The sequence below is a fragment of the Actinomadura sp. 3N508 genome, from assembly GCF_044326375.1.
Lineage (GTDB): Bacteria > Actinomycetota > Actinomycetes > Streptosporangiales > Streptosporangiaceae > Spirillospora.
The window spans coordinates 328551-350189 of record NZ_JBIRAX010000010.1 but is presented as its reverse complement, the minus strand read 5'-3'; the positions used below and the strand labels follow the sequence as shown (position 1 = coordinate 350189).

18 protein-coding genes are annotated in these 21639 nt (G+C 70.9%); 7 read left to right on the top strand and 11 right to left on the bottom strand.

Annotated features, from left to right (window positions below):
• Positions 1–38: 38 nt before the first annotated feature.
• Both ACH34S_RS31980 and ACH34S_RS31975 read right to left on the bottom strand, forming a co-directional pair.
• The gene (locus ACH34S_RS31980) at positions 39–863 is read right to left on the bottom strand and encodes a ZIP family metal transporter (RefSeq protein ID WP_395956568.1); all 825 of its coding nucleotides are present in this window, start codon (positions 861–863) and stop codon (positions 39–41) included.
• Positions 864–987: 124 nt separating this feature from the next.
• Positions 988–1692 (bottom strand): hypothetical protein, encoded by a 705-nt coding sequence (locus tag ACH34S_RS31975; RefSeq protein WP_395956567.1) that lies wholly within the window; start codon positions 1690–1692, stop codon positions 988–990.
• Positions 1693–1961: 269 nt separating this feature from the next.
• Between ACH34S_RS31975 and ACH34S_RS31970 the strand changes: the two genes are divergently transcribed.
• Positions 1962–3992 carry a BTAD domain-containing putative transcriptional regulator gene (locus ACH34S_RS31970; RefSeq protein WP_395956566.1) on the top strand — a complete coding sequence of 677 codons (2031 nt, stop codon included), beginning with the start codon at positions 1962–1964 and terminating at the stop codon, positions 3990–3992.
• Positions 3993–4005: 13 nt separating this feature from the next.
• Here ACH34S_RS31970 and ACH34S_RS31965 read toward each other — a convergent pair whose 3' ends face one another.
• Positions 4006–6156 (bottom strand): heterodisulfide reductase-related iron-sulfur binding cluster, encoded by a 2151-nt coding sequence (locus ACH34S_RS31965; RefSeq protein WP_395956565.1) that lies wholly within the window; start codon positions 6154–6156, stop codon positions 4006–4008.
• A gap of 178 nt (positions 6157–6334) precedes the next feature.
• On the opposite strand from ACH34S_RS31965, the gene ACH34S_RS31960 reads away from it, so the two are divergent.
• Entirely contained in the window at positions 6335–6925 is a 591-nt protein-coding gene (locus ACH34S_RS31960; RefSeq protein WP_395956564.1) for a TIGR03086 family metal-binding protein, read from the top strand.
• 107 nt (positions 6926–7032) lie between these two features.
• Here ACH34S_RS31960 and ACH34S_RS31955 read toward each other — a convergent pair whose 3' ends face one another.
• Positions 7033–8241 carry an acetyl-CoA C-acetyltransferase gene (locus ACH34S_RS31955; protein WP_395956563.1) on the bottom strand — a complete coding sequence of 403 codons (1209 nt, stop codon included), beginning with the start codon at positions 8239–8241 and terminating at the stop codon, positions 7033–7035.
• A gap of 142 nt (positions 8242–8383) precedes the next feature.
• Between ACH34S_RS31955 and ACH34S_RS31950 the strand changes: the two genes are divergently transcribed.
• Positions 8384–9952 (top strand): 3-hydroxyacyl-CoA dehydrogenase, encoded by a 1569-nt coding sequence (locus ACH34S_RS31950; protein ID WP_395956562.1) that lies wholly within the window; start codon positions 8384–8386, stop codon positions 9950–9952.
• On the opposite strand, the gene ACH34S_RS31945 is transcribed toward ACH34S_RS31950, so the two are convergent.
• A complete protein-coding gene (locus ACH34S_RS31945) occupies positions 9942–11447 on the bottom strand; it encodes an MFS transporter (RefSeq protein WP_395956561.1) in 1506 nt (501 codons plus the stop codon). The two genes, ACH34S_RS31950 and ACH34S_RS31945, sit on opposite strands and share 11 nt — an antisense overlap.
• Before the next feature lie 118 nt (positions 11448–11565).
• Between ACH34S_RS31945 and ACH34S_RS31940 the strand changes: the two genes are divergently transcribed.
• Entirely contained in the window at positions 11566–12303 is a 738-nt protein-coding gene (locus tag ACH34S_RS31940; RefSeq protein ID WP_395956560.1) for a TetR/AcrR family transcriptional regulator, read from the top strand.
• Between the two features lie 29 nt (positions 12304–12332).
• On the opposite strand, the gene ACH34S_RS31935 is transcribed toward ACH34S_RS31940, so the two are convergent.
• The 6 genes from ACH34S_RS31935 to ACH34S_RS31910 all read right to left on the bottom strand — a co-directional run bounded on the left by ACH34S_RS31935 (position 12333) and on the right by ACH34S_RS31910 (position 17390).
• The gene (locus ACH34S_RS31935; protein WP_395956559.1) at positions 12333–13538 is read right to left on the bottom strand and encodes a CU044_5270 family protein; all 1206 of its coding nucleotides are present in this window, start codon (positions 13536–13538) and stop codon (positions 12333–12335) included.
• The gene (locus tag ACH34S_RS31930) at positions 13531–14139 is read right to left on the bottom strand and encodes an RNA polymerase sigma factor (RefSeq protein ID WP_395956558.1); all 609 of its coding nucleotides are present in this window, start codon (positions 14137–14139) and stop codon (positions 13531–13533) included. Before ACH34S_RS31930 ends, ACH34S_RS31935 begins: the two co-directional genes overlap by 8 nt.
• Before the next feature lie 276 nt (positions 14140–14415).
• The gene (locus ACH34S_RS31925; protein ID WP_395956557.1) at positions 14416–14949 is read right to left on the bottom strand and encodes a hypothetical protein; all 534 of its coding nucleotides are present in this window, start codon (positions 14947–14949) and stop codon (positions 14416–14418) included.
• A gap of 184 nt (positions 14950–15133) precedes the next feature.
• Positions 15134–15784: a class F sortase gene (locus ACH34S_RS31920; protein ID WP_395956556.1), complete on the bottom strand. Its 651-nt coding sequence runs from the start codon at positions 15782–15784 to the stop codon at positions 15134–15136.
• The gene (locus ACH34S_RS31915; protein WP_395956555.1) at positions 15785–16354 is read right to left on the bottom strand and encodes a hypothetical protein; all 570 of its coding nucleotides are present in this window, start codon (positions 16352–16354) and stop codon (positions 15785–15787) included. It abuts the gene before it with no gap.
• A 586-nt stretch (positions 16355–16940) separates the two neighbouring features.
• On the bottom strand, positions 16941–17390 hold the full coding sequence (locus ACH34S_RS31910; protein WP_395956554.1) for a DoxX family protein: 450 nt from the start codon (positions 17388–17390) through the stop codon (positions 16941–16943).
• Between the two features lie 376 nt (positions 17391–17766).
• Here ACH34S_RS31910 and dnaK point away from each other — a divergent pair, with 376 nt between their 5' ends.
• The 3 genes from dnaK (at position 17767) to dnaJ (ending at position 21635) form a co-directional block, all read left to right on the top strand.
• Entirely contained in the window at positions 17767–19632 is a 1866-nt protein-coding gene (gene dnaK / locus ACH34S_RS31905; RefSeq protein WP_395956553.1) for a molecular chaperone DnaK, read from the top strand.
• Positions 19629–20321, top strand: coding sequence for a nucleotide exchange factor GrpE (gene grpE / locus ACH34S_RS31900; RefSeq protein ID WP_395956552.1), 693 nt, complete (start codon positions 19629–19631; stop codon positions 20319–20321). Before dnaK ends, grpE begins: the two co-directional genes overlap by 4 nt.
• A 132-nt stretch (positions 20322–20453) precedes the next feature.
• Positions 20454–21635, top strand: a complete 1182-nt coding sequence (gene dnaJ / locus ACH34S_RS31895; protein ID WP_395956551.1) for a molecular chaperone DnaJ — start codon at positions 20454–20456, stop codon at positions 21633–21635.
• Positions 21636–21639 lie beyond the last annotated feature (4 nt).

Here is a 21639-nt window from a genome sequence, read left to right as displayed (position 1 = left end):
GATCTCCGGACGGCCCTCTGCCTTTGCGGGTACGCGGGTCAGTGGGCGAGGCCGACGGTGAAGAGAACGGCCGCCAGGCCGAGTCCGGTGGCGCAGAGCGTCAGCACGCGCGGGTGGACGCTGTGCGCCTCCGGCAGGATCTCGGCGGCGGAGAGGTAGAGCAGGACGCCGGCGAAGAACCCCAGATATGGCGCGAGGACGGCGTCCGGCAGGGACACGAGAGTCCCCACGGCCGCGCCCACGATCGGCGCGACCGCGTCCGCGAGCAACAGCGCCACGGCCGGACGGCGGTCGGTGCGAGTCCCCTGGGGAGGGGCGGCTCCCTGCGGCCCCGGGGAGCCGCCCCGGTACAGGGAGGCGGCGGTGAAGGTGTTGAAGCCGTCCGCGAAGTCGTGGGTGACCACGGCCAGCGCGACGAAGATCCCCACCTCCGTCCCGGACTGGAAGCCGAGGCCGATGCTGAGGCCGTCCACCAGGCTGTGCGCGACGAGCGCGGACGCGGCGAGCAACCCCGCCGACCCGCCCGAGGCGCCCCCGCCCGCGTGCGCATGGCCATGGGCATGAGCATGGGCGTGGACGTGCGGCGCGTACTCGTCCTCGTGCGCCCGGTGGATCGCCACCGCCTGCTCCACGACGTGCAGCAGCAGGAACCCGGCCGCGAAGCCGATCATGGGCGTGGGGACGCCGAGCAGGCTCTGCCCCGCCATCTCCAGCGACTCGGGCACGAGATCGAAGGCGACGACGCCGAGCATCAGCCCGCCCGCGAGCCCGAGGACGAGATGCCGATGGTCGTGCACCCGCATCGCCGCGAGCCCCCCGGCGAGCGTCATCGCGAACGCGAGGACGGACACGAGCACGGCCATTCCTGGGTCTTACCAGCCACGCCCGCACCGCAACCCCGCCCCAGCACCGCAACCCCCGCCCCAGCACCGCAACCCCCGCCCCGGCGCCGGGAACGGGAGCCGCGGACAGGACGGGGGCGCGGGATCAATTCGGCAGATCCACCACGCTTCCGGCGGGCGGTGCCTTGATGGTCACCGGCTGCTCGTAGCCGAGGTATTCGATGCTGTTTCCCGGCCCGCCGTCCAGCAGCAGCACATAGGGCCGGCCTTGCGTCGCGACGTGGAGCCTGTCGCCGGTGGAGGCGGTCAGCACGGTCGTCGGAATGGTGCCGACCTTGCCCTCCTCGCCCTTCTCCCAGCCGTGCATGGCCTTCAGCGCCTCGGTGAGCAGGGCCGACCTGTCGGCGAAAATCGCGATTTCCTTGAAATCAGGGTTCTTGACGGTCGATTTGACGTGCTTGCCGGCGAACTCCTGCGCCGCGGACTTGCCGCCGGCCGACACCCAGAACGCCCAGTTTCCGGAGAGGTAGACGACCTTCCCGATTCTGGTTATCTCGACCCGCTGGGCGTCCTGCGAGAACCATCCGGTCGCCTTCGTCTTCCCCGCGTAACGGAAGTCGATCTTGTACCGCTCGCCGTCCTCCTCGGCCTGCGCGCGCACCCGCAGGAACCGCGCCGACCCCGTCGCCTGGCGGGCGCGGTTCAGGATCTCCGCGGTCGGCAGCTTCTCCACCCCGTTCGGTATCGCGGTCGCGGCGGGTTTCGCGGCCGTGGAGGACGACGCCTTCGTCTGCGCTGTGCCGGTCTCGTCTCCGGCGAGCGGTCCACACGCCGTGGTGAACGCGAGCACGAGTGCGAGGCCGGCCCCCGATGCCAGCGCGGGCCGACCGCCGAGCCGACCGCCGGGCCGACCGCCGCGCCCTTGGCCCGGGCGGCTCGGGCGGTCCGGTCGACCGCCGAATCCGCCGTCCGGCCCGCCCGGCCGCCGTCGGTATTGAAGCACTCAAGTCCCCTTTCACTTCTTTATCGGTGGTAACACCCGATGTCCGGGAAAAGGCTGTCGGATACCGGTGCGGAATCACTGTCGCTATGCTGCCGTCACTGCGCCACGACTGCGGAATGACGGCGGGGCCACTGGACGGGGCGCGTTGGGGGGTGATCACGCTGCCGGGCGAGGAAGTGTCACCGCGCTTTGAAATCCTGGGCCGTACCGCCGCCTGGCAGGACGGACAGCCGCTCGACCTCGGCCCCGGCAAGCAGCAGGCCGTGCTCGCCGTGCTGCTGCTGACCCCGAACCGGCCCGTGCCGACCGCCGCGATCGTGGACGCGGTGTGGGGCGACGAGCCGCCCGACAATGGCGCGAACGTCGTCCAGAAATATGTGGCCGGATTGCGCCGCGTGCTGGAGCCCGGCCGCTCACCGCGCTCCCCGGGCCGGCTGCTGACGCTGTCCGGCGCGGGATACGCCTTGCACGTCCCGCACGGAGGGCTGGACGCCGACGTCTTCCGCGACCGCGTGAAGGAGGCCCTCGCCGTGCGGGCCACGGGCGACGCCGCGCGGGCCGGGGCGCTGCTGCGCGACGCGCTGGACCTGTGGCGCGGCCCGGCACTCGCCGGCCTGAACGGCGGCTTCTTCACCGCCGCCCGGGACCGGCTGGAGGAGGAGCGGGCCGCCGCGCTGGAGGCGTCCGCCGAGATCGGGCTGGACCTGCGGGAGCACGCGCGGCTGGTGCCCGAGCTGATCCGGCTGGTGGCCGAGTTCCCGCTCCGGGAGGGCTTCCGCTACCTGCTGATGCTCGCCCTCTACCGGAGCGGCAGGCAGGCGGAGGCCCTGGCCGCCTACCGGGACGCGCGCGCCTTCTTCGGGGAGGAGTTCGGCTCCGAGCCCGGCGAACGGCTCCAGAGCCTGCACGTGGGCATCCTGCGCTCCGACCCGTCCCTGGCGCCGCCGCCGCCCGGCCCCAGCGAGGTGTCCGAGGCGAATGGTTCAACGGCCGAGGCGAATCGCTCCGCGTCTGAGGCGAATCGTTCAGCGGCCGAGGCGCAGCGTGCCGCGTCTGAACCGCAGCGTGCCGTGCCCGAAGCGCAGCCTGCCGCGGCCGAGCCGCAGCGTGCGGCGCCCGAGGTGCCGGGCGACGGGCGTCCTGCGGGCTATGCGGCCGAGACGGTGACGGCGGCTGCGAGGTCGTCGTCGCCGCCTGTCCCGGCCGGGTTCGCTCCTCCCGACCCGCGCCCCAGCCCCGATCCCGTGCCCAATGTTCCGGCTGGGATGCTCCTCGCCTACCCGGCGGCGACCGCCGCGCCGGCACCGGCCCCGGCCTGGCCCGCCTACGACGGTCCGGCCTTCTCCGGCGGGCCCGCCTTCGGCAACGGCCCGGCCGGGTACTCGGCGGCGCCCGCCGCTTGGGGGTCATGGCCGGCTCCCGTCAAGAGGAAGCGGCTTGCGTGGCCGTTACGGCTCCTCCTGGCGTTGATCCCGCCGCTCAGCCTCGGGCTCGCGACGTGGGCCTTGCTCGCCTACTTCGCGGCCCGTCGCCAAAGCTGGTGGCTCGCGGTGGCGTCGGCCGTCCAGCTCGGCCTGACGGTTCTCTTCTTCGGCAGCGCCCTGGCCACGGACGTCGACCAGACGACCTGGTGGGACGTCCCGATGATGTTCTCGCTGCTGGCCACGATGCTGGGCGGTGCCGTCCACCTCGTGGTCCTGACGGCGGAGCCGTGGTCGCCGCCGCCGGACGACGGCGAGCGCGCGGCCGCGGTGATGGCCGTCCCGATGATCGAGCAGCGGGTCCGCAGGGAGCAGGCGCGTTCCCTGGTGGCGCATCACCCGGCGGTGGCGCGCCTTCTCCGGATCGGGCGTCCCGACCTGGCCCGCACCTTCGACGACGGGGGCCTGATCGACGTCAACGCGGCGCCCGAGCACGTGCTCGCCGCGCTGCCGGGCCTGGGGCCGTCCCATGCGAAGCTGATCGTGCTGTCCCGGACGGCGCAGGGCCCGCTCGCCACCGTCGACGACCTCGTCCACCGCCAGATCATGCCGTTCCAGACGGTGCACGCCCTCCGCGAGACGCTGATCGCCGTCCCGCCGGCCACGAACGCCGCCGCCGCGCCCGAGGAGCTCGGTACCCCGGCGGCGCCCGCCGCCGGGGTCTGAGAGCCCCGCCGCGCTACTCGGCGGCGACGGGCTCCTTCTCCTCGGGCGGGGTGGCCTCGCCCTTGATGGAGCGGATCAGGAGCTGGGACACGTCGACGACTTCGAGGGTTTCCTTCGCATCGCCCGAGTTCTTCTTTTCGTTGATGGCGTCGCCGAGCATGACCAGGCAGAACGGGCACGCGGTGGAGACGGTGTCGGGGTTGGTCTCCAGCGCCTCGTCCACGCGCTCGGTGTTGATGCGCTTGCCGATGCGCTCTTCCATCCACATCCGCGCGCCGCCGGCGCCGCAGCAGAAGCCGCGGTCCTTGTGCCGGTGCATCTCCTGCGTCTTGATGCCCGGGACGGTCGCCATGATGTCGCGGGGCTGCTTGTAGACCTTGTTGTGGCGGCCGAGGAAGCAGGGGTCGTGGTAGGTGATGTTCTCCTCGATCGGGGTGACCGGGGTGAGCTTGCCCGACTCGACCAGGTGCGCCAGCAGCTGCGTGTGGTGGACGACCTCGTAGTTCCCGCCGAGCTGCGGGTACTCGTTGGCGAGGGTGTTGAAGCAGTGCGGGCACGTCGCGACGATCTTCTTGGCGCCCGCGTCGTTCAGCGTCTCGACGTTCTGCTGCGCGAGCATCTGGAAGACGAACTCCATGCCGAGGCGCCGCGCCGGGTCGCCCGTGCAAGCCTCCATCGGGCCGAGGACGGCGAACTTCACGCCCGCGATGTGCAGCAGCTCCGCGACGGCCTTGGTGGTCTTCTTCGCGCGGTCTTCGAGCGCTCCGGCGCAGCCGACCCAGAACAGGTACTCGGTGTCTTCGGAGACCTTCTCGTCGACGACCTCGACCTCGAAGTCGAGCTCCTCGATCCATTCGAGGCGCTTCATCTCGGACATCCCCCACGGGTTGCCCTTGTTCTCCAGGTTCTTCAGCATGACGCCGGCCTCGGACGGGAACGACGACTCGATCATGACCTGGAAGCGGCGCATGTCCAGGATGTGGTCGATGTGCTCGATGTCGACCGGGCACTGCTCGACGCAGGCGCCGCAGTTGGTGCAGGACCACAGGACGTCGGGGTGGATGACGCCGTCGTCGCCGACCAGCGCCTTGTCCACCTCCATGGCGAGCTTCTGCTCGTCGGTGAACTTCTCCCGGGCCTCCTCCGACGCGGTGAAGTAGGGCGCCTTGGCGAGCGCGTGGTCGCGCAGCTCAAGGACGAGCATCTTCGGCGACAGCGGCTTGCCGGTGTTCCAGGCGGGGCACTGCGACTGGCAGCGGCCGCACTCGGTGCAGGTCGCCATGTCGAGGAAGCCCTTCCAGGTGAAGTCCTCGATCTTGCCGCGGCCGAAGACGTCCTCGTCGGGGTCGGCCTCCTCGAAGTCGAGCGGCTTGCCGCCGGACATCATCGGCTGCGCGGCGCCGAGGCCGTCCGGGCGGCGCTTGAACATGACGTTCAGCGGCGCCAGGAAGATGTGCAGGTGCTTGGAGTGGACGACGAAGACCAGGAACACCAGCGCGACGCCGATGTGGGCCAGCAGCCCGGCCGACTCCAGCACGTGGAGGGTGTCGTCGCCGATCCCGTCGAACAGCTTCCCGGTCAGATGGGAGAAGTAGGCGGCCTTGCCGTAGCCGAAGTTGTCACGCGCCACCTCGACGCCGCGGAAGAAGAACATCGTCCAGATCACGTTGAAGATCATGAACAGCGTGATCCACGCGCCGGACAGGTGCGAGCCGGAGAAGCGGGACTCGCGGCCGATCCGCTTCGGCGAGTTCTTGACCCGGATCGCGGTGAACACGATCAGGCCGGCGAGGGCGGCCAGGGCGATGGTGTCCTGGACGAATCCGATCGGCCCCCACGTCTGCAGGCCGGGGATGTGCGCGTCCAGCCCGAACAGCAGCTGGACCGCCGCCTCCAGGTACACCGTGGCGAGCAGGAAGAACGCCCACATCACGGCGAAGTGCGCGGCGCCCGCGAGCGTCCATTTCAGCAGCTTGCGCTGGCCGAAGACCTCGGTGACCTGGTCCTGGACGTCGGCCTTCGGTTCGCGCTTGACCCGCAGGACACGCTCGGGGTCGGGCTGGCCGCTCTTGGCGATGGCATAGAGGAACAGCACCCGCCGTCCGGCGAGCGCCAGCGCGACCGCCGTTCCGGCGAGCCCGATGACCAACGTGATCCAGAACACTGTTCCGTCCTCCTGGGTACGGCGATGGCAGTCAGCGTAGAACTCGCGCCGGACCGCGCATCAGCCGGGTCCCGAACACTACTCGGTAGTAGCTTAATCGTTCCCGCGCGCCGATGAGTCTTGAGCGGTTCCCGAGTCCATACCACGGGGGCGAGAACCGTCCAGATGAGGAGACCAGATGACATCGATGCTCGACCTCACGGCCGCCGCGCACCGGATGACCGGACTGCTCGCGGGCGTCCGCGACTACCAGCTCACCGCGCCGACTCCCGCGGACATGTCGCTCGGCACGCTGCTCGACCATGTGAACGGGCTGTCCCTGGCGTTCACCTGGGCCGCGCGCAAGGAGTTCCCGGACGGCCCGTCGCGGCCGCCGTCCTCGGACGCCTCCAACCTGCCCCCGGACTGGCGGGCCCGCATCCCCGAGCGGCTCGACGCGCTCGCCGCCGCCTGGCGCTCGCCGGAAGCCTGGCAGGGCATGACGCAGGCAGGTGGCCTCGACCTGTCCGGCGCGGAGGCGGGCCATGTGGCGATGAACGAGCTGGTCGTGCACGGCTGGGACGTCGCCCGCGCCAGCGGCCAGCCCTACGACCCGGCCGACGCGGAGATCGAGGCCTGCCTCGCGTTCGTCGCGCCGACCGTCGAGCAGAGCGGCGGGCAGGGCGTCGAGGGCCTCTTCGGCCCCGCCGTCGACGTCCCCGACGACGCGTCCCCCATCGACCGCCTCATCGCTCTCACGGGCCGCCGCCCGGACTGGAAGGCTCCGTAGCCGTGCCGTGCCGCCGTGTCGCCGTGCGCGGCGGCGGCGGCGAGGCCACCATGCCGAGTCCGAGTCCGAGCCCCGAGCCACTCGCTCGGCGCGCCTTCGCGGCGACGTCAGACGCGCTCGAAGATCGCGGCCAGGCCCTGCCCGCCGCCGATGCACATCGTCTCGAGGCCGTAGCGGGCCTCGCGGCGGTGCATCTCGCGGGCGAGCGTCGCGAGGATGCGGGCGCCGGTCGCGCCGACGGGGTGGCCGAGGGAGATGCCGGAGCCGTTGACGTTGACGCGGTCCCAGTCGGCGTCCTTGAGGCCCCATTCGCGGGTGACGGCGAGGACCTGCGCGGCGAACGCCTCGTTCAGCTCGATGAGGTCGACGCCGGACAGGGTGAGACCGGCACGCTCCAGAGCCTTGGCGGTGGCGGGGACGGGCCCGATGCCCATCGTGCGCGGCGGCACGCCCGCGCGCGCCCACGAGACGAGCTTGACGAGCGGGCGCAGCCCCAGCTCGGCGGCCCGCTCGGGCGTGGTCACGACGCAGGCGGCGGCCGCGTCGTTCTGGCCGCTGGCGTTGCCCGCGGTGACGGTCGCCTGGTCGTCGGCCTTGCCGAGGACGGGACGCAGCTTCGCCAGCGACTCGACCGTCGTGTCGGGGCGCGGGTGCTCGTCGGTGTCGACGACCGCGTCGCCCTTCCGCGACCGGACGGTCACCGGCACGATCTCCTCCGCGAACACCCCGGACCGCTGCGCGGCGACGGCGCGCTGGTGGGAGCGGACGGCGAGCTCGTCCTGCTCCTCGCGTCCGATGCCGTACTCGCGGCGGAGGTTCTCGGCCGTCTCCAGCATCCCGCCCGGCACCGGATAGTTGGCGCCGCCCGCGGTGACGCGGCCCTGCGCGAGCCCGTCGTGCAGTTCGAGGGACGGCCCGCGGATCCCCCAGCGGGCCTGAGTCGTGTAGAACGGCGCGTTGCTCATGCTCTCCACGCCGCCCGCGATGATCACATCGCTGGCGCCGGTCTGGATCTGCATGGCCGCGTTGACGACGGCCTGGAGCCCCGACCCGCACCGCCGGTCGAGCTGCACGCCGCCGACCTCGACGGGAAGGCCGGCGTCGAGCGCGGCGACGCGTCCGATGGCGGGGGCGTCGGAGGTCGGGTAGCAGTGCCCGAGGATCACCTCGTCGATCGCGTCGCCCGGCAGGCCGGTGCGCTCGACGAGCGTGCGGATCACGGTCGCGGCGAGTTCGGCGGGCGGGACGGTCTTCAGCACCCCGCCGAACCGGCCGATCGGGGTACGCAGCGGCTCGCAGATCACCGCGTCGCGCATGGTGGGCTCCTCGCGTCGTCTTCAGGCACCGCTTCAGGCACCGCGCCGTTTTCAGGCACTTCGCAGATTACGTCCCTGGATCGGGAGGGCCGCGGCCGGGCTTCCGCCTGGCGAGAGGTTGAATGCACGGGAGGCGGGGAGCGTGGAGCGGACGAGCGAGGAGGCGGCGACGGTGGAGCAGTGGGCGCGGCGGGTGACGACGGTCCGGGTGATCGGCGCGGGGGCGATGGGACGCGGGATCGCGCAGCTCGCCGCGGCCGGAGGGCTGACGGTGGAGCTGGCCGACGTCCGGCTGGAGGCCGTGACCGGCGCGGTCGAGCACATCGGTGGCATGTTCGACAAGCTCGTGAGCAAGGGACGCATGGCGGCGGACGAGGCGGAGCGGGCGAAGGCGCGGCTGCGTCCGGTCGGCGAGCCGCTCACGCCGTTCCAGGACTGCGATCTCGTGGTGGAGGCCGTCCGGGAGGACATGGCGACGAAGCGGGAGCTGTTCACCGCCCTGGAGAAGGTCTGCCCGGAGCACACGGTCTTCGTGACCAACACCAGCTCGCTGCCGGTGACGGCGATCGGCGCCGCGCTGGACGATCCGTCCCGGCTGGCCGGGCTGCATTTCTTCAATCCGGTCCCGCTGATGCGGCTGGTCGAGGTGATCCCGGGCGCTAGGACGGCCGAATGGATTCCCGGCGCGCTCACAGATCTCGTAAGGCGTCTCGGTCACGAACCGGTGCTCGCGCCAGACGCGCCCGGCTTCCTCGTCAACCACGCTGGGCGCGGACTGGTGACGGAGGCTCTGCAGATCCTGTCGGAGGGCGCCGCCCAGCCCGCGGACATCGACCGCATAGCGCGGGACGTCCTCGGCCTGAAGATGGGCCCCTGCGAGCTGCTGGACCTCACAGGCATGGACGTGTCGCAGCCAGTGATGGAGTCCATCTGGACGGGGTTCTACACAGAGCCGCGGTTGCGTCCGTCCAGGATCGCGCGGGCCCGGCTGGAGGCTGGCCTGTACGGCCGCAAGACGGGCGAGGGTTTCTACAAGTACGTAGATGGCGCGAAGCAAGAGCCGCCCGAAGCGAAAGCACCCGCAGCAGAAGCGCGCCCTGTCTGGGTACACGGCGACGTCCGGGAAGAGCTGGGCGCGCTGCTTTCGACGGCGGGAGTGGAGGTCGAGGCAGGGGACGAACCGTCCAGCCAGGCCGTGGTGTTCGTCGCCCCCTTCGGCCAGAGCACCATCACCGCAGCCACAGCCGAGAACCTTCCCCTAGAGCGCACCCTGGGAATCGACCCGTTCGGCGGCTTCTTCACGCGTCTCTCCTTGGCCGTCCACCCTGGCGTCGGCAAGGAGGCTGGACGAGCCGGTCTGGCCGCCCTCCTCGCCACAGGACGCCCTGTCAGCGTCGTCAGGGATGCGCCTGCCCCCGTCGCCCAACGCCTCCTGGCCTCGATCGTCAACGTGGGCTGCGGTATCGCGGAGCAGCGGCTGGCCAGTCCCGGCGACATCGACACGGCCGTGAAGCTCGGGCTCGGATATCCGCGCGGGCCGCTGGAGTGGGGCGAGCACACCGGGACGGCCCGCGTCCTGGACATCCTGCGCGGCCTGCACGCCGCGACCGGCGACCCGCGGTACCGCCCGAGCGGCTGGCTGGCCGAACGGGCGGCGCTCGGGCTCCCGCTGACCGAGACCGGCACCGTCCCGTCCGACCTCACACCTTGACGGTCTCGGTCTCCGCCGCGCGCTCGACGGCGACCGGGGAGCCCGGAAGCCGGCGCAGGACGAACGCGGCAAAGATCGCCGCGCACAAGGTCGCGCCCCCGGCGGCGAACGACCCGACCGACACGGCGTGCGCGAACGCGTCCCGAGCAGCGTCCGCAAGGCCAGGGTCACCCGACGCGACGGCCCCACCGAGCGAATCCCGCGCAGCCTCCGGCGCGCCGTCCGGCAGGGCTCCGGCATAGGCGGCAGAAATGATGCTGCCCAGAACAGCGACACCGAGCGCGCTGCCGAGCTCCTGCCCGGCATCGTTCACCGCGGACCCGACACCGGCCTCTTCACGGGGCACGGCCGCCATCAACGTGCTGTAGGCGGCCGGCGTCCCGAGCCCGGCCCCGAACCCGAGAACGACGAGCCCCACCGACAGGGCCATATATCCGTCATCCGGCCCGGTGAGCCCGATCGCGCCGAACCCGGCCGCGAGGGCGACGAACCCGCCCACGAGCGCCGGACGAGCCCCGAACCGCGCCTCCATCGACGCCCCCAGCCCGTTCCCGACCGCGGCGGAGACGGCGACCGGCAGCACCGCCAGCCCGGCCTGGAGCGGCCCGTAGCCGTACCCGAGTTGGAGGAGCTGCGTCAGCGCGAACAGCACCCCGGCCAGCGCGAACGAGAACATCGCGATCATCACGGCGGCACCGGAGAAGTCGCGGCGGCGCAGCAGGCGCAGGTCGAGCATCGGCTCCGGGTTGCGGTGCTGCCACCGCACGAACAGCCCGAGCGCGACGACGGCGGCGGCAAAGCCCCCGAGCGTCCGGACCCCGGTCCAGCCGTGCTCCGGCCCGGAGATGACGGCCCACACCAGCGTCGCCATCCCGGCCGTGGACAGGACGGCGCCCGGCACGTCCGGCCGCCGCCGAGGGCCGCGCGACTCGGGAACCAGCACAAGCAGCCCGACCACCGCGACGATCGTGATCGGGACGTTCACCAGGAACACCGACCCCCACCAGAAGTGCTCCAGCAGGAGCCCGCCCAGCGTGGGCCCGACGGCGATCCCGATCATGGACGTCGCGCCCCAGATGGCGAACGCCTTGGTGCGCTCGTCCGGCCCGAACACCTGCGCCATGATCGACAGCGTCCCCGGCATGAGGAACGCGGCGCCCACGCCCATCAGCCCGCGCATCGCGACGAGCTGCGCCGGGTCCTGCGCGAACGCGGCCAGCAAGGAGCCGGCGCCGAAGACCGCGAAGCCGATCAGCATCGCGCGGCGCCGCCCGTGCCGGTCGCCGAGGCTGCCCGCGGTGATCAGCAGCCCGGCGAAGACGAGCGAGTAGGCGTCGATCACCCACTGGACGTCGGAGGTGGTGGCGTCCATGTCCCTGAGCAGGGACGGGATCGCCACGTTGAGGATCGTGTTGTCGACCACGACCACGAACAAGCTGAGGCACAGCACCGCGAGGATCTGCCACCGCCGCGGATGCGGTTCAGGCTGCGTCATCATCCACTCCCACCACTCGTACACTGTTCGAGTTTTCTCGCACACTGTACGACGAGACTCGTACACCGTTCAACCCCCGGTACTATGTACGAGACGAATCGATGACGAGGGGCAGGCGATGGCGGAGAACGCACCGGTGTCCGTCTGGACGCGTCCGGAACGACCGCGGCGCGACCAGCCGACGCTCAGCCGCGACCAGATCGTCGACGCGGCCATAGAACTCCTCGACGCCGAGGGCCTGGCCGGGCTCAGCATGCGGCGGCTCGGCACCCGCCTGAACTCCGGCGCCACCTCGGTCTACTGGCACGTCGCGAACAAGGACGAGCTGCTGGAGCTCGCCCTGGACCGCGTCATGGGCGAGGTGACCGCCCCACCACCGCACGGCACGAACGGCGCGAACAGGACGAACGGCTGGCGCGCGTCCGCCACCGCCTACGCGCACAGCTACCGCGCGATGATCCACCGGCACCCGTGGACGGTCACGCTCTTCGGCAGCCGTCCCATGATCGGCCCGAACGCCACCCGCGTCCTGGACGAGGCCCTCGTCGCGTTCGGCGCCGCCGGCTTCACCGGTTTCGACCTCGAATACGCCTGGTCGCTGGTGGTCGACTACGTCATCGGCGCCGCCGGGAGCGAGGCGAGCTGGCAGCGCAACCAGGCCGGTGTCACCGCGACCGACTGGGTCGAGATCCTCGGCCCCCACCTGGCCCGCATCGGCGACGACCGCCCCGCCGTCTCGGCCCACATCCGCGACGTCTGGACGAACGAGACCGGCGACATCCTCGAAGGCCGCTTCGAGTTCGGCCTCGCCTGCCTCCTCGACGGCCTGGAAGCCCGAAGGCCCCCCGCCCCATAAACCGGGCGGAGGGCCGAAAGACACCCTGATCAGAAGGGCAGCTCAATGGGCGGCTTGGGCTTGGTGTCCGTCCACCCCATATCGCGGACGGCCATGTAGTCGATGACGAACCCGGGCCGGCGGTCCTTGTAGGGGCCGCCGGGCTTGGTCAGCACGTACTGCGAGGCGAGCACCTCACCCGTCTCCTTGTCGAACACGAGCTCCTTGCGGGCCTGATAGGTCCCCTGCCGCTCGCGCGGCGTGCCGGACTCGCCGGTGACCTCGACGGTCCTGCTGGCGGACGCCAGCGCCACGCCCGTGCGGCCGAGCGGGTCCTTGACCTCGCCGATCGCCGCCACACCGGGCACGTCGGCCGCCGCGCGCATCAGCCCGGCCCGCACCTTCGGCGGAACCGGCGAGTTGGCGATGAGCCCGCCGACCGCGCCGAGCTTCGCGAAGGAGTCGAACTCGTGCTTGGGAAGCGGCCCGCGCTCCTTCTCCAACTCCTTCAGTTTCTCAGGCGACGGCACTCCCACCGCACGCCATTGCAGGGCCTCATCGGTGAGGAACTTCTCGGCGAGTTTCTTCGGATCGGTCGGCAGATTCTGCAGTTCCTCGGTGGTCATCCGGGCGTACCACGTCCCACCGCCCGAAGGGTCGGAATGGTCGGTCTCCCACCCCATCTTCTCCACCGTGTTCAGGGTCAGCCATTTGTCGCCCGACCACGCCCTGATCTTCACCGGGGACCCGGCCTTCCTCCACGCCGCCGCGTCCGCCGGCGTCTGCGGCCGGGCCGGAATCATGCGCCACGCACTGCCCGTCGCCGACTTGGGCTCCGCGCCGGCCCACCGGAAGGCCTCCGTGTGCGCACCGACGATCACATAAGCGCCCGTCCTGGCCGGCACCACGTACGACTGGCCGCTGACGTCATCAGAGAACCAGTACTTGCCGATCTCCTGCTTCGCCGCATTCTCCGCCGCGACGAGAACGGCCGCCTTCCCGAGGTCCACCTCCGGGCCGACCCGCGCGACGCCACCGCCCCCGGCCGGATCGCCGGCCCCCACGGCCGCGACCGCGACCGCGGCGGCAGCGCCCACGGCCACCACCCCGACTCCGGCCGCCTTGACCCGCCACCCGAACCGGGCGCGCCGCCGCGGCGCCTCCCCGAACATCCGGGCCCTGGCCTCGGCCGTCTCCTCCATCGTCGGCGGGGCGGGCTCCCCGTACGCCCGCTCGACGACCCGCAGCTCATCCATGCCCATCCTCCAGATCACGCATCGGATTCGTCCCGCCGAGCGCTTCGCGCACCTTCCTGCGAGCCCGGTTGAGCCGCGAGCCGACCGTCCCGTAGGGGATGTCCAGCGCGGCGGCCACCTCCTGGTGGCTGAGGTCGGCGAGCGCCACGAGCAGCAGCACGTCCCGGTCACCGCCCGACAACCCGGCGATGGCCCCCGCGAGGCGCCCCCGCAGCCCCTGGGCGCTGACCTGCTCGTCGACCCGCTCCGCGTGGCCGGCGTCCGGCACGCCCCCCAGCCGCTCCCGCGCCCGCAACCCGCGCACCTCGGCCCGCCGATGCTTGCCGATCACGTTGGTCGCGATCCCGTACAGCCACGTCCGGACGGCCGCCCGGGACGCGTCGTACCGGCCCCGCCCCCGGAACGCCTCCAGAAACGTCTGCGACGCGACATCGGCCGCCGCGTCCGGCCCGAGCCGCCGGGCGGCGTACCCATGGATCTCCGCGAAGTACGCATCGAAGATCTCACCGAACCGCTCGGGCTCGCGGAGGGACGACCGCAGAACGGCGCTGTCGTCCACCCGCCCCATCGGCGGGTCCGCGGTAAGGGGCTCCCCAGTCATGCGCTGCCTTTCCGTAACACGAACGGCGGTCACCCACGTATCACCCGAACCCCTCGACCACTTTCACGACGGCGAAGATCTCGATTCGGCGGCGCAGGGACCGGTGGCCGCGATCAACCTCAGCTCGCTGCGCTCCGACGCGCTCATCCTCTTCGTCGGGCGTCCCACGTCCACTTCGGCCCCGTGTAAGAGATCGGCCCCGTGTAAGAGAAAGGCATCAAGCGAAACAGGTGGCCCCTCCGAGAGGGGCCACCTGCCTGCTGAGGCGACATCGATTCAGCGGTATTGGGGAAGTCTGAGCAGGCGGCGCGCGCCGGTGGAGTCGGCGGATCTGGCCACCCACACCGCGATGGCGATGAAGGCGACCTGCTGGGGGATCCGGAGCCACAGCGGCGTCGCCTCGGCGCCGTTGAGGGGGATGTCGTTGAGGGCCGCGTAGATGTTGGCCGGGAGCAGGAGCGGCAGCATGACGGCCAGGCCGACGGCGGCGCTCCAGCGGGTGCGGGTCATGACGAGCCCGACGGCGATGAGCAGTTCCAGGACGCCGGTCAGGTAGACCATGGCCAGGGGGAACGGCACGAACGGCGGCACCATGCGGGCGAGTTCCTGAGCGCTGGGCATGGACGCCACGCTGTCCGGCACGAAGCGCACGATGCCGGTGAGGACGAGCATGGCCGCCATCGCGTGGGCGGCGCAGGCCGGCCAGTCGGCGAAGCGGCGGACGCCCAGGGCGCCGAGCAGGCGCAGTGCGGGTGCGGCGATGACGAGGACGATGAACTCCACGCCGAGTGCGTTGACGAAGTCTTCCATGGGATCCGACCTCCTGGACCGGGCTGCATCCTGACACTGTCTAGATTGCGTCATCGAGGTCCATCTTGTCAATGACAAGATTGGGATCGAGGTTCGGCGGGCCTAGATCGCCGCGGGAAGCGGCCGGCACCAGAACGGCCGTCCCTCCAGAAGGAAGGACGGCCGTGGTGGTCGCACGCTCAGGTCAGGCGCTCTGCACCAGCTTGGCGTAGACGATGAGGTTGCTCTTGTAGTGACCGGTCGAGCTGTCGAACGCGCCACCGCAGGTGACCAGGCGCAGGGACGAGTAGTCGAGGGCTTCGGCGAACACCTTCTTGTGCGGGAAGGCGTTCTTGTCCACGTCCTGCTTGGAGGTCACCGCGAACGTCGCGGTGGTCCCGTCCTGACGGGTGACCTGGATCTGGTCGCCCTCCGTCAGCTCCTTGAGCCGGTAGAAGACGGCCTGCTTCTTGTTGGCGTCCACGTGGCCGAGGATCACCGACGGGCCGTTCTCTCCCGGGGTGGGGCCGAGCTTGTACCAGCCGGTCAGGTTGGGACGGCTGAGCGGCGGCTCCTCGATGCGTCCGTCCGGACGCAGCCCCAGCTGGGACACCGGGGCGGAGACACCGAGCTTGGCGATGCTGATCGTCTTCGGTGGCGACTTGGGCATCGGCTTCGCGTCCCCTGCCGGGGTGGCTGCGGGCGTGGCCGGTGCGGTACTCCCGCTGCTGCCGCTCGCCGTGGTCGGCGGTGAGTCCTCGCCGCCGCAGGAGCCCAGCAGGAGTCCTATGAGCAGCGCGCCGGCCGCCGCGCCCATGGCGCGGCGACCGGCGGAGACGGTAGTGCGGTCCGCCACTCAGGAATTCTCCCGCCCGGCCCGGCGACGCAGCGCGAGCGCGCCCATGCCGGCTCCGGCCAGCGCGACGGCGGCGCCGCCGGCCAGCAGCGTCGTGCCGGAGCCGCCCTGGGTGCTGCCGTCACCGGTGTTGATCGGCCCGCTGGGGACCGGCACCGGCGTGGTCGGCTGCGACGTGGGGTTGGTGGCGGTCGGCTTCGGCGAGGGCTTCTTGCCCGGGTTGACGGTGATGGAGCCCTTGACGGTCTGCTCGCCGACCGTGCAGGTCAGGTTGACGGTGTAGGTCTTCCCGGGGACGAGGCTGGACCGGGTGGCCTGGGTGGCCTTCCACGTCTCGCCCGGCGTCCCGGTGAACGCCGGGACGGCGGTGAAGACGCGAATGGCCTCCGCGGCGTTGATGGTCGGCTTCTTCGTGCACTCGGTGATCGTGATCGTGATGGCCTGGCCCGGGGTGAACACGCGGGGGCTGACGTTGATCTGGGGCTGCTCCGCCGCCTGGACGGCGCCCGCCGTACCCAGTACCAGGGCCGTGGCCGCGGCACCGGCGGCCGCAAATCGGGTCAGGTTCATGTGTCTACTCCTCTTGGAGGGCTTGCTTGTTCGTCTTGCGGCCGAAGGCGCGATGTGTGATGGCCGCCCTGTTCGGCGCAGCATTCGCACCTCATCCGCGACACTCCCGTAGCCGCGGGCAGAAGTCAGGGTGTTGACAACGAGGCGTGATCATATCGGTGTTTGTCATGCAACGCACCTGATCAGGGACGGTTTCGTCCTTATCGGGCCAACGTGAGAACCTGGACGGCGGTTCGAGCGTCTAACGCGCAGCCGTTCGGAGCCACGGGCTCGGCCGGTGCAGAAGACCAAGCGAAAGGCCCCCGCACACACGTCGAGGGCCCTCAAATGAAGGGGAGCGGAGTCACCGCTCGCCGCTCTTGATGCGCGACGTCAACTCCCGCCGCACGGACACTGTGACGATCAACACAGGCCCGCCCAAATCCACCGGATCACGCATACACCCCTCCACCAGGAAGATCAGGAAGATGCCGGGGTTCAGGGTTTGCCAGATGTGGATGCGGTCGGCCGCATTTCGTCTTCCGGTGCGGGGGCGGGCGGATGTTCCGCCCGCCCCCGCTCCGCCCCCGGGTCGTGGGGTGGACGGTCACGCCGCGGTCTGGGATTCCCTGGACTCGGTGCGGCTGAAGATGAGGCCGTCGACGGAGAAGCGGCCCGCGCCCGCGAAGGCGAGCAGGATCGCGGCGCCGCCCAGGGCGAGGACGAGCTCGTAGCCGTTCTCGGCGACGAAGACGCCGTTGCCCTTGTGGACGAACCAGAAGGCCCCGGCCATGTCGATCGCGAGGAGCAGGCCCGCGATCGGTACGGCGGCGCCCACGATGAGCGCGAGGCCGGCGATGAACTCGACCCAGGTCGAGTAGTAGGCGGACAGTGACGCCACCGGGACGTCCATGCCCTCGAACATCTTGACCACGGCGCCGTGGCCCAGGTCGTTGATCTTCTGCCAGCCGTGCGCGACGAACACGACGCCCAGGGCGACACGTCCGATGAGCAGGCCGACGTCGGAGAGATAGGGGACTCGGGTCGCGGGGTTCATTGCGCGCTCCTGACTTTGTTCAAATCTGAACTAGGCGCGGAGGTTAGCACGCTCCAATGATCCATTCCAGGCCGAGTTCGCAGGTCACGAGCGGTCGATGACCGGCGCGGAGGAGAGGGCGTCCCTCCGGCGGGGGATGGAGCGGACGGCGGCCTCCTCCCTGGCGCCGATCTCTGGGCCAATGAAGGTGGATCGGGAACCGGAATAGGGCACTCAGACGTAGTGTTGGAGAGGTCGTCAGCAAAGTTGAGTCTGGGCGACTCAAGTGATTTGACAAGGCTGGGCCGTCCAGGCACGCTGGCCGACAGCAAGCAGACCGGCCGCACCCTGGGGCGACCGGGGCGCGATATCACCGGATACGACGGAGGACGAGAACATGGCACGTGCGGTCGGCATCGACCTCGGGACGACCAACTCGGTCGTCGCGATCCTGGAGGGCGGGGAGCCCACCGTCATCGCGAACGCGGAGGGGTCGCGGACCACGCCGTCCGTCGTCGCCTTCGCGAAGAACGGCGAAGTCCTGGTCGGCGAGGTCGCCAAGCGCCAGGCCGTGACCAACGTGGACCGGACGATCCGCTCGGTCAAGCGCGAGATGGGCACCGACTGGAAGACCAAGATCGACGACAAGGACTTCACCCCGCAGCAGATCAGCGCGTTCGTGCTGCAGAAGCTGAAGCGGGACGCGGAGTCCTACCTCGGCGAGACGGTCACCGACGCGGTCATCACCGTGCCCGCGTACTTCTCCGACCACCAGCGGCAGGCCACGAAGGAGGCCGGGCAGATCGCGGGGCTGAACGTCCTGCGGATCATCAACGAGCCGACCTCGGCCGCGCTGGCCTACCACCTGGAGAAGGAGAACGAGGCGACGATCCTGGTCTTCGACCTCGGCGGCGGCACGTTCGACGTGTCCCTGCTGGAGGTCGGCGACGGCGTCGTCGAGGTGAAGGCCACCAGCGGTGACAACCACCTGGGCGGCGACGACTGGGACCAGAAGGTCGTCGACTGGCTGGTGGAGCGGTTCAAGAACGCCAACGGCGTCGACCTGGCCAAGGACAAGATGGCGCTCCAGCGGCTGCGCGAGGCCGCGGAGAAGGCGAAGATCGAGCTGTCCAGCTCCACCGAGACGCAGATCAACCTGCCCTACATCACCGCGTCCAGCGAGGGCCCGCTGCACCTGGACGAGAAGCTCAGCCGCTCCGAGTTCCAGCGGATGACCTCCGACCTGCTCGAGCGGACGAGGGCGCCGTTCCAGCAGGTGCTGAAGGACGCGAACATCTCGGTCGACGGCATCCACCAGGTCGTCCTGGTCGGCGGCTCGACCCGCATGCCCGCGGTGTCGGAGCTGGTCAAGGAGCTGACCGGCGGCAAGGAGCCGAACAAGGGCGTCAACCCGGACGAGGTCGTCGCGATCGGCGCCAGCCTCCAGGCCGGTGTGCTGAAGGGCGAGGTCAAGGACGTCCTGCTGCTGGACGTGACCCCGCTGAGCCTCGGCATCGAGACCAAGGGCGGCATCTTCACCAAGATCATCGAGCGGAACACGACGATCCCGACCAAGCGGTCCGAGACGTTCACCACCGCCGACGACAACCAGCCGTCCGTGGAGATCCAGGTCTACCAGGGCGAGCGCGAGATCGCGGCGCGGAACAAGAAGCTCGGCACCTTCCAGCTCACCGGCCTGCCGCCGGCGCCGCGCGGCGTCCCGCAGATCGAGGTCACCTTCGACATCGACGCCAACGGCATCGTGAACGTCAGCGCGAAGGACCAGGGCACCGGGCGCGAGCAGTCGATGGTCATCACCGGTGGCAGCGCGCTGCCCAAGGACGACATCGAGAAGATGGTCCGCGAGGCCGAGGAGTACGCCGAGGAGGACCGCAGGCGCAAGGAGGAGGCCGAGGTCCGCAACCAGGCCGACACCCTTGCCTACTCGACCGAGAAGTTCCTGCGGGAGAACGACGAGAAGGTCCCCGCGGAGCTGAAGGGCGAGGTCACCGAGGCGGTCGCCGAGGTGAAGAAGGCGCTGGAGGGCACCGACGTCGAGGCGATCAAGAGCAGCGCCGAGAAGCTCGCCCAGGTCAGCCAGAAGATGGGCGCGGCCATGTACGCGCAGAACCCCGAGGGCGCGCAGGCCGGCGCCGACGACCACGGCCCGACGGCCGACGCCCAGGGCGGTGAGCCGCAGGACGACGAGGTCGTCGACGCCGAGATCGTGGACGAGGACAAGCCGAAGGGTGATGCTTCGTGACGACCTCTCCCGATGAGGGCGAGGAGAAGGAGGGCCCGGTGATCCGCGACAAGCGGCGCATCGATCCCGAAACGGGGAAGCTCCGGGAGCAGGCGGCGGAGTCGTCGCCGGCCCCGGAGGCCCCGGCCAACGGGGGCGCCACGGTCACCGGCGAGGAGCTCTCCTCGCTCAAGACCCAGCTGGCGGAGCGTCTCGCAGACCTCCAGCGGCTGAAGGCCGAGTACGACAACTACCGCAAGCGCGTCGAGCGCGACCGGGTCGCGGTCCGGGAGCAGGCGCTCGGGCAGGTGCTGTCCGAGCTGTTCCCGGTGCTGGACGACATCGGCCGCGCCCGTGACCACGACGAGCTCACCGGCGGGTTCAAGTCCGTCGCGGAGAGCCTGGAGGCGATCACGGGCAAGCTCGGCCTGGAACGCTACGGCGAGAAGGGCGAGCCCTTCGACCCGGTCGTCCACGAGGCGCTCATGCATTCGTACTCGTCGGAGGTGACCGAGGAGAGCGTCGTGGACGTCCTCCAGCCCGGGTACCGCATCGGCGAGCGGATCCTGCGGCCCGCGCGCGTGGCGGTGGCCGAGCCCGACCCGAACGCCGAGGACGGGAAGCCGTCCGAGGCCGAGGACGCCGAGAGCACCGAGGCCGAGAACACGGCCGAGGCGGACAAGGCCGACTCGGGTGACAACGACGAATGAGCCCCTGGCCTTCGCCGGGGTTCCGGGGGATCGTCTCCCCAGCGGGAACCGCGGGCCCGTCCCGTCCGGGGCGGGCCCCGCGGGGTCGCGTGAAGACATGTGGCAAGTGGCGATAGCAGAGAGCGGGGCGCCGTGAGCACCAAGGACTACCTGGAGAAGGACTACTACAAGGTCCTCGGTGTCGCGAAGACGGCCTCTCAGGAGGAGATCAAGAAGTCGTACCGGAAGCTGGCCCGCAAGTACCACCCGGACGCCAACAAGGGCGACACCGACGCCGAGGACCGCTTCAAGGAGGTCTCCGAGGCCTACGACGTCCTGTCCGACGACAAGCGCCGCAAGGAGTACGACGCGGTCCGGTCGATGCCGGGCGGTTTCCGCGGCCAGCAGGGCGGCGGGTTCCCGTTCGACCTCGGTGACCTGTTCGGGCAGGGCAGCGGCGGCGGCACCGGGACGCAGACCGGCGGCGCGGGCGAGCGCATCGGCGACCTGTTCGGCGGCCTGTTCGGCCGGAGCGGCGGCACCCGCACCACCGGCACGGGCACGCGGCGCGCCCGCCGCGGCGCGGACGTCGAGACCGAGGTCACGCTCTCGTTCGGGCGCGCGATGAACGGCGTCACCGTCCCGATCAAGCTGACCAGCGAGGCGGCGTGCAACGGCTGCCGCGGCACGGGCGCGAAGGCGGGCACCGTCCCGCGGGTGTGCCCGAACTGCGAGGGCACCGGGCACGAGACCCGCAACCTCGGCAGCTTCGGGTTCCAGGAGCCGTGCAAGGAGTGCCACGGCCGGGGCCTCGTCGTCGACGACCCGTGCCCCATCTGCCACGGCAGCGGCCGCGCGACCGGCACCCGCACGATCCAGGCCCGCATCCCGGCGGGCGTCGCCGACGGCCAGAAGATCCGGCTCAAGGGCAAGGGCGCCCCGGGCGAGAACGGCGGCCCGCACGGCGACCTCTACGTCAACATCAAGGTTCGGCCGCACCCGGTGTTCGGCCGCAGCGGCGACAACCTGACGCTGACCGTCCCGGTGACGTTCCCGGAGGCGGCGCTCGGCGCGGAGATCCGGGTGCCGACGTTCCAGGGGCAGCCGGTCACGCTGAAGCTGCCGGAGGGCACCCCGAACGGCCGCAAGTTCCGCGTGAAGGGCCGCGGCGCGACCCGGCGGGACGGCACGAAGGGCGACCTGCTCGTCACCGTCGACGTCCAGGTGCCGCAGAAGCTCGACGACCAGGCACGGGAGGCCCTCGTCCGGCTGCGCGAGTCGGGCTCGGGCGACGATCTGCGTGCGGACCTCGTCCAGCAGGCCAGGCAGGAGTGAAGCC

What these genes read in the sequence shown, in the direction of transcription:
- ACH34S_RS31980 (WP_395956568.1), bottom strand. Translation starts at nt 863, where the DNA reads ATGGCCGTGCTCGTGTCCGTCCTCGCGTTCGCGATGACGCTCGCCGGG.
- ACH34S_RS31970 (WP_395956566.1), top strand. Translation starts at nt 1,962, where the DNA reads ATGACGGCGGGGCCACTGGACGGGGCGCGTTGGGGGGTGATCACGCTG.
- ACH34S_RS31960 (WP_395956564.1), top strand. Translation starts at nt 6,335, where the DNA reads ATGACATCGATGCTCGACCTCACGGCCGCCGCGCACCGGATGACCGGA.
- ACH34S_RS31955 (WP_395956563.1), bottom strand. Translation starts at nt 8,241, where the DNA reads ATGCGCGACGCGGTGATCTGCGAGCCGCTGCGTACCCCGATCGGCCGG.
- ACH34S_RS31945 (WP_395956561.1), bottom strand. Translation starts at nt 11,447, where the DNA reads ATGACGCAGCCTGAACCGCATCCGCGGCGGTGGCAGATCCTCGCGGTG.
- ACH34S_RS31940 (WP_395956560.1), top strand. Translation starts at nt 11,566, where the DNA reads ATGGCGGAGAACGCACCGGTGTCCGTCTGGACGCGTCCGGAACGACCG.
- ACH34S_RS31935 (WP_395956559.1), bottom strand. Translation starts at nt 13,538, where the DNA reads ATGGATGAGCTGCGGGTCGTCGAGCGGGCGTACGGGGAGCCCGCCCCG.
- ACH34S_RS31930 (WP_395956558.1), bottom strand. Translation starts at nt 14,139, where the DNA reads ATGACTGGGGAGCCCCTTACCGCGGACCCGCCGATGGGGCGGGTGGAC.
- ACH34S_RS31925 (WP_395956557.1), bottom strand. Translation starts at nt 14,949, where the DNA reads ATGGAAGACTTCGTCAACGCACTCGGCGTGGAGTTCATCGTCCTCGTC.
- ACH34S_RS31915 (WP_395956555.1), bottom strand. Translation starts at nt 16,354, where the DNA reads ATGAACCTGACCCGATTTGCGGCCGCCGGTGCCGCGGCCACGGCCCTG.
- ACH34S_RS31910 (WP_395956554.1), bottom strand. Translation starts at nt 17,390, where the DNA reads ATGAACCCCGCGACCCGAGTCCCCTATCTCTCCGACGTCGGCCTGCTC.
- dnaK (WP_395956553.1), top strand. Translation starts at nt 17,767, where the DNA reads ATGGCACGTGCGGTCGGCATCGACCTCGGGACGACCAACTCGGTCGTC.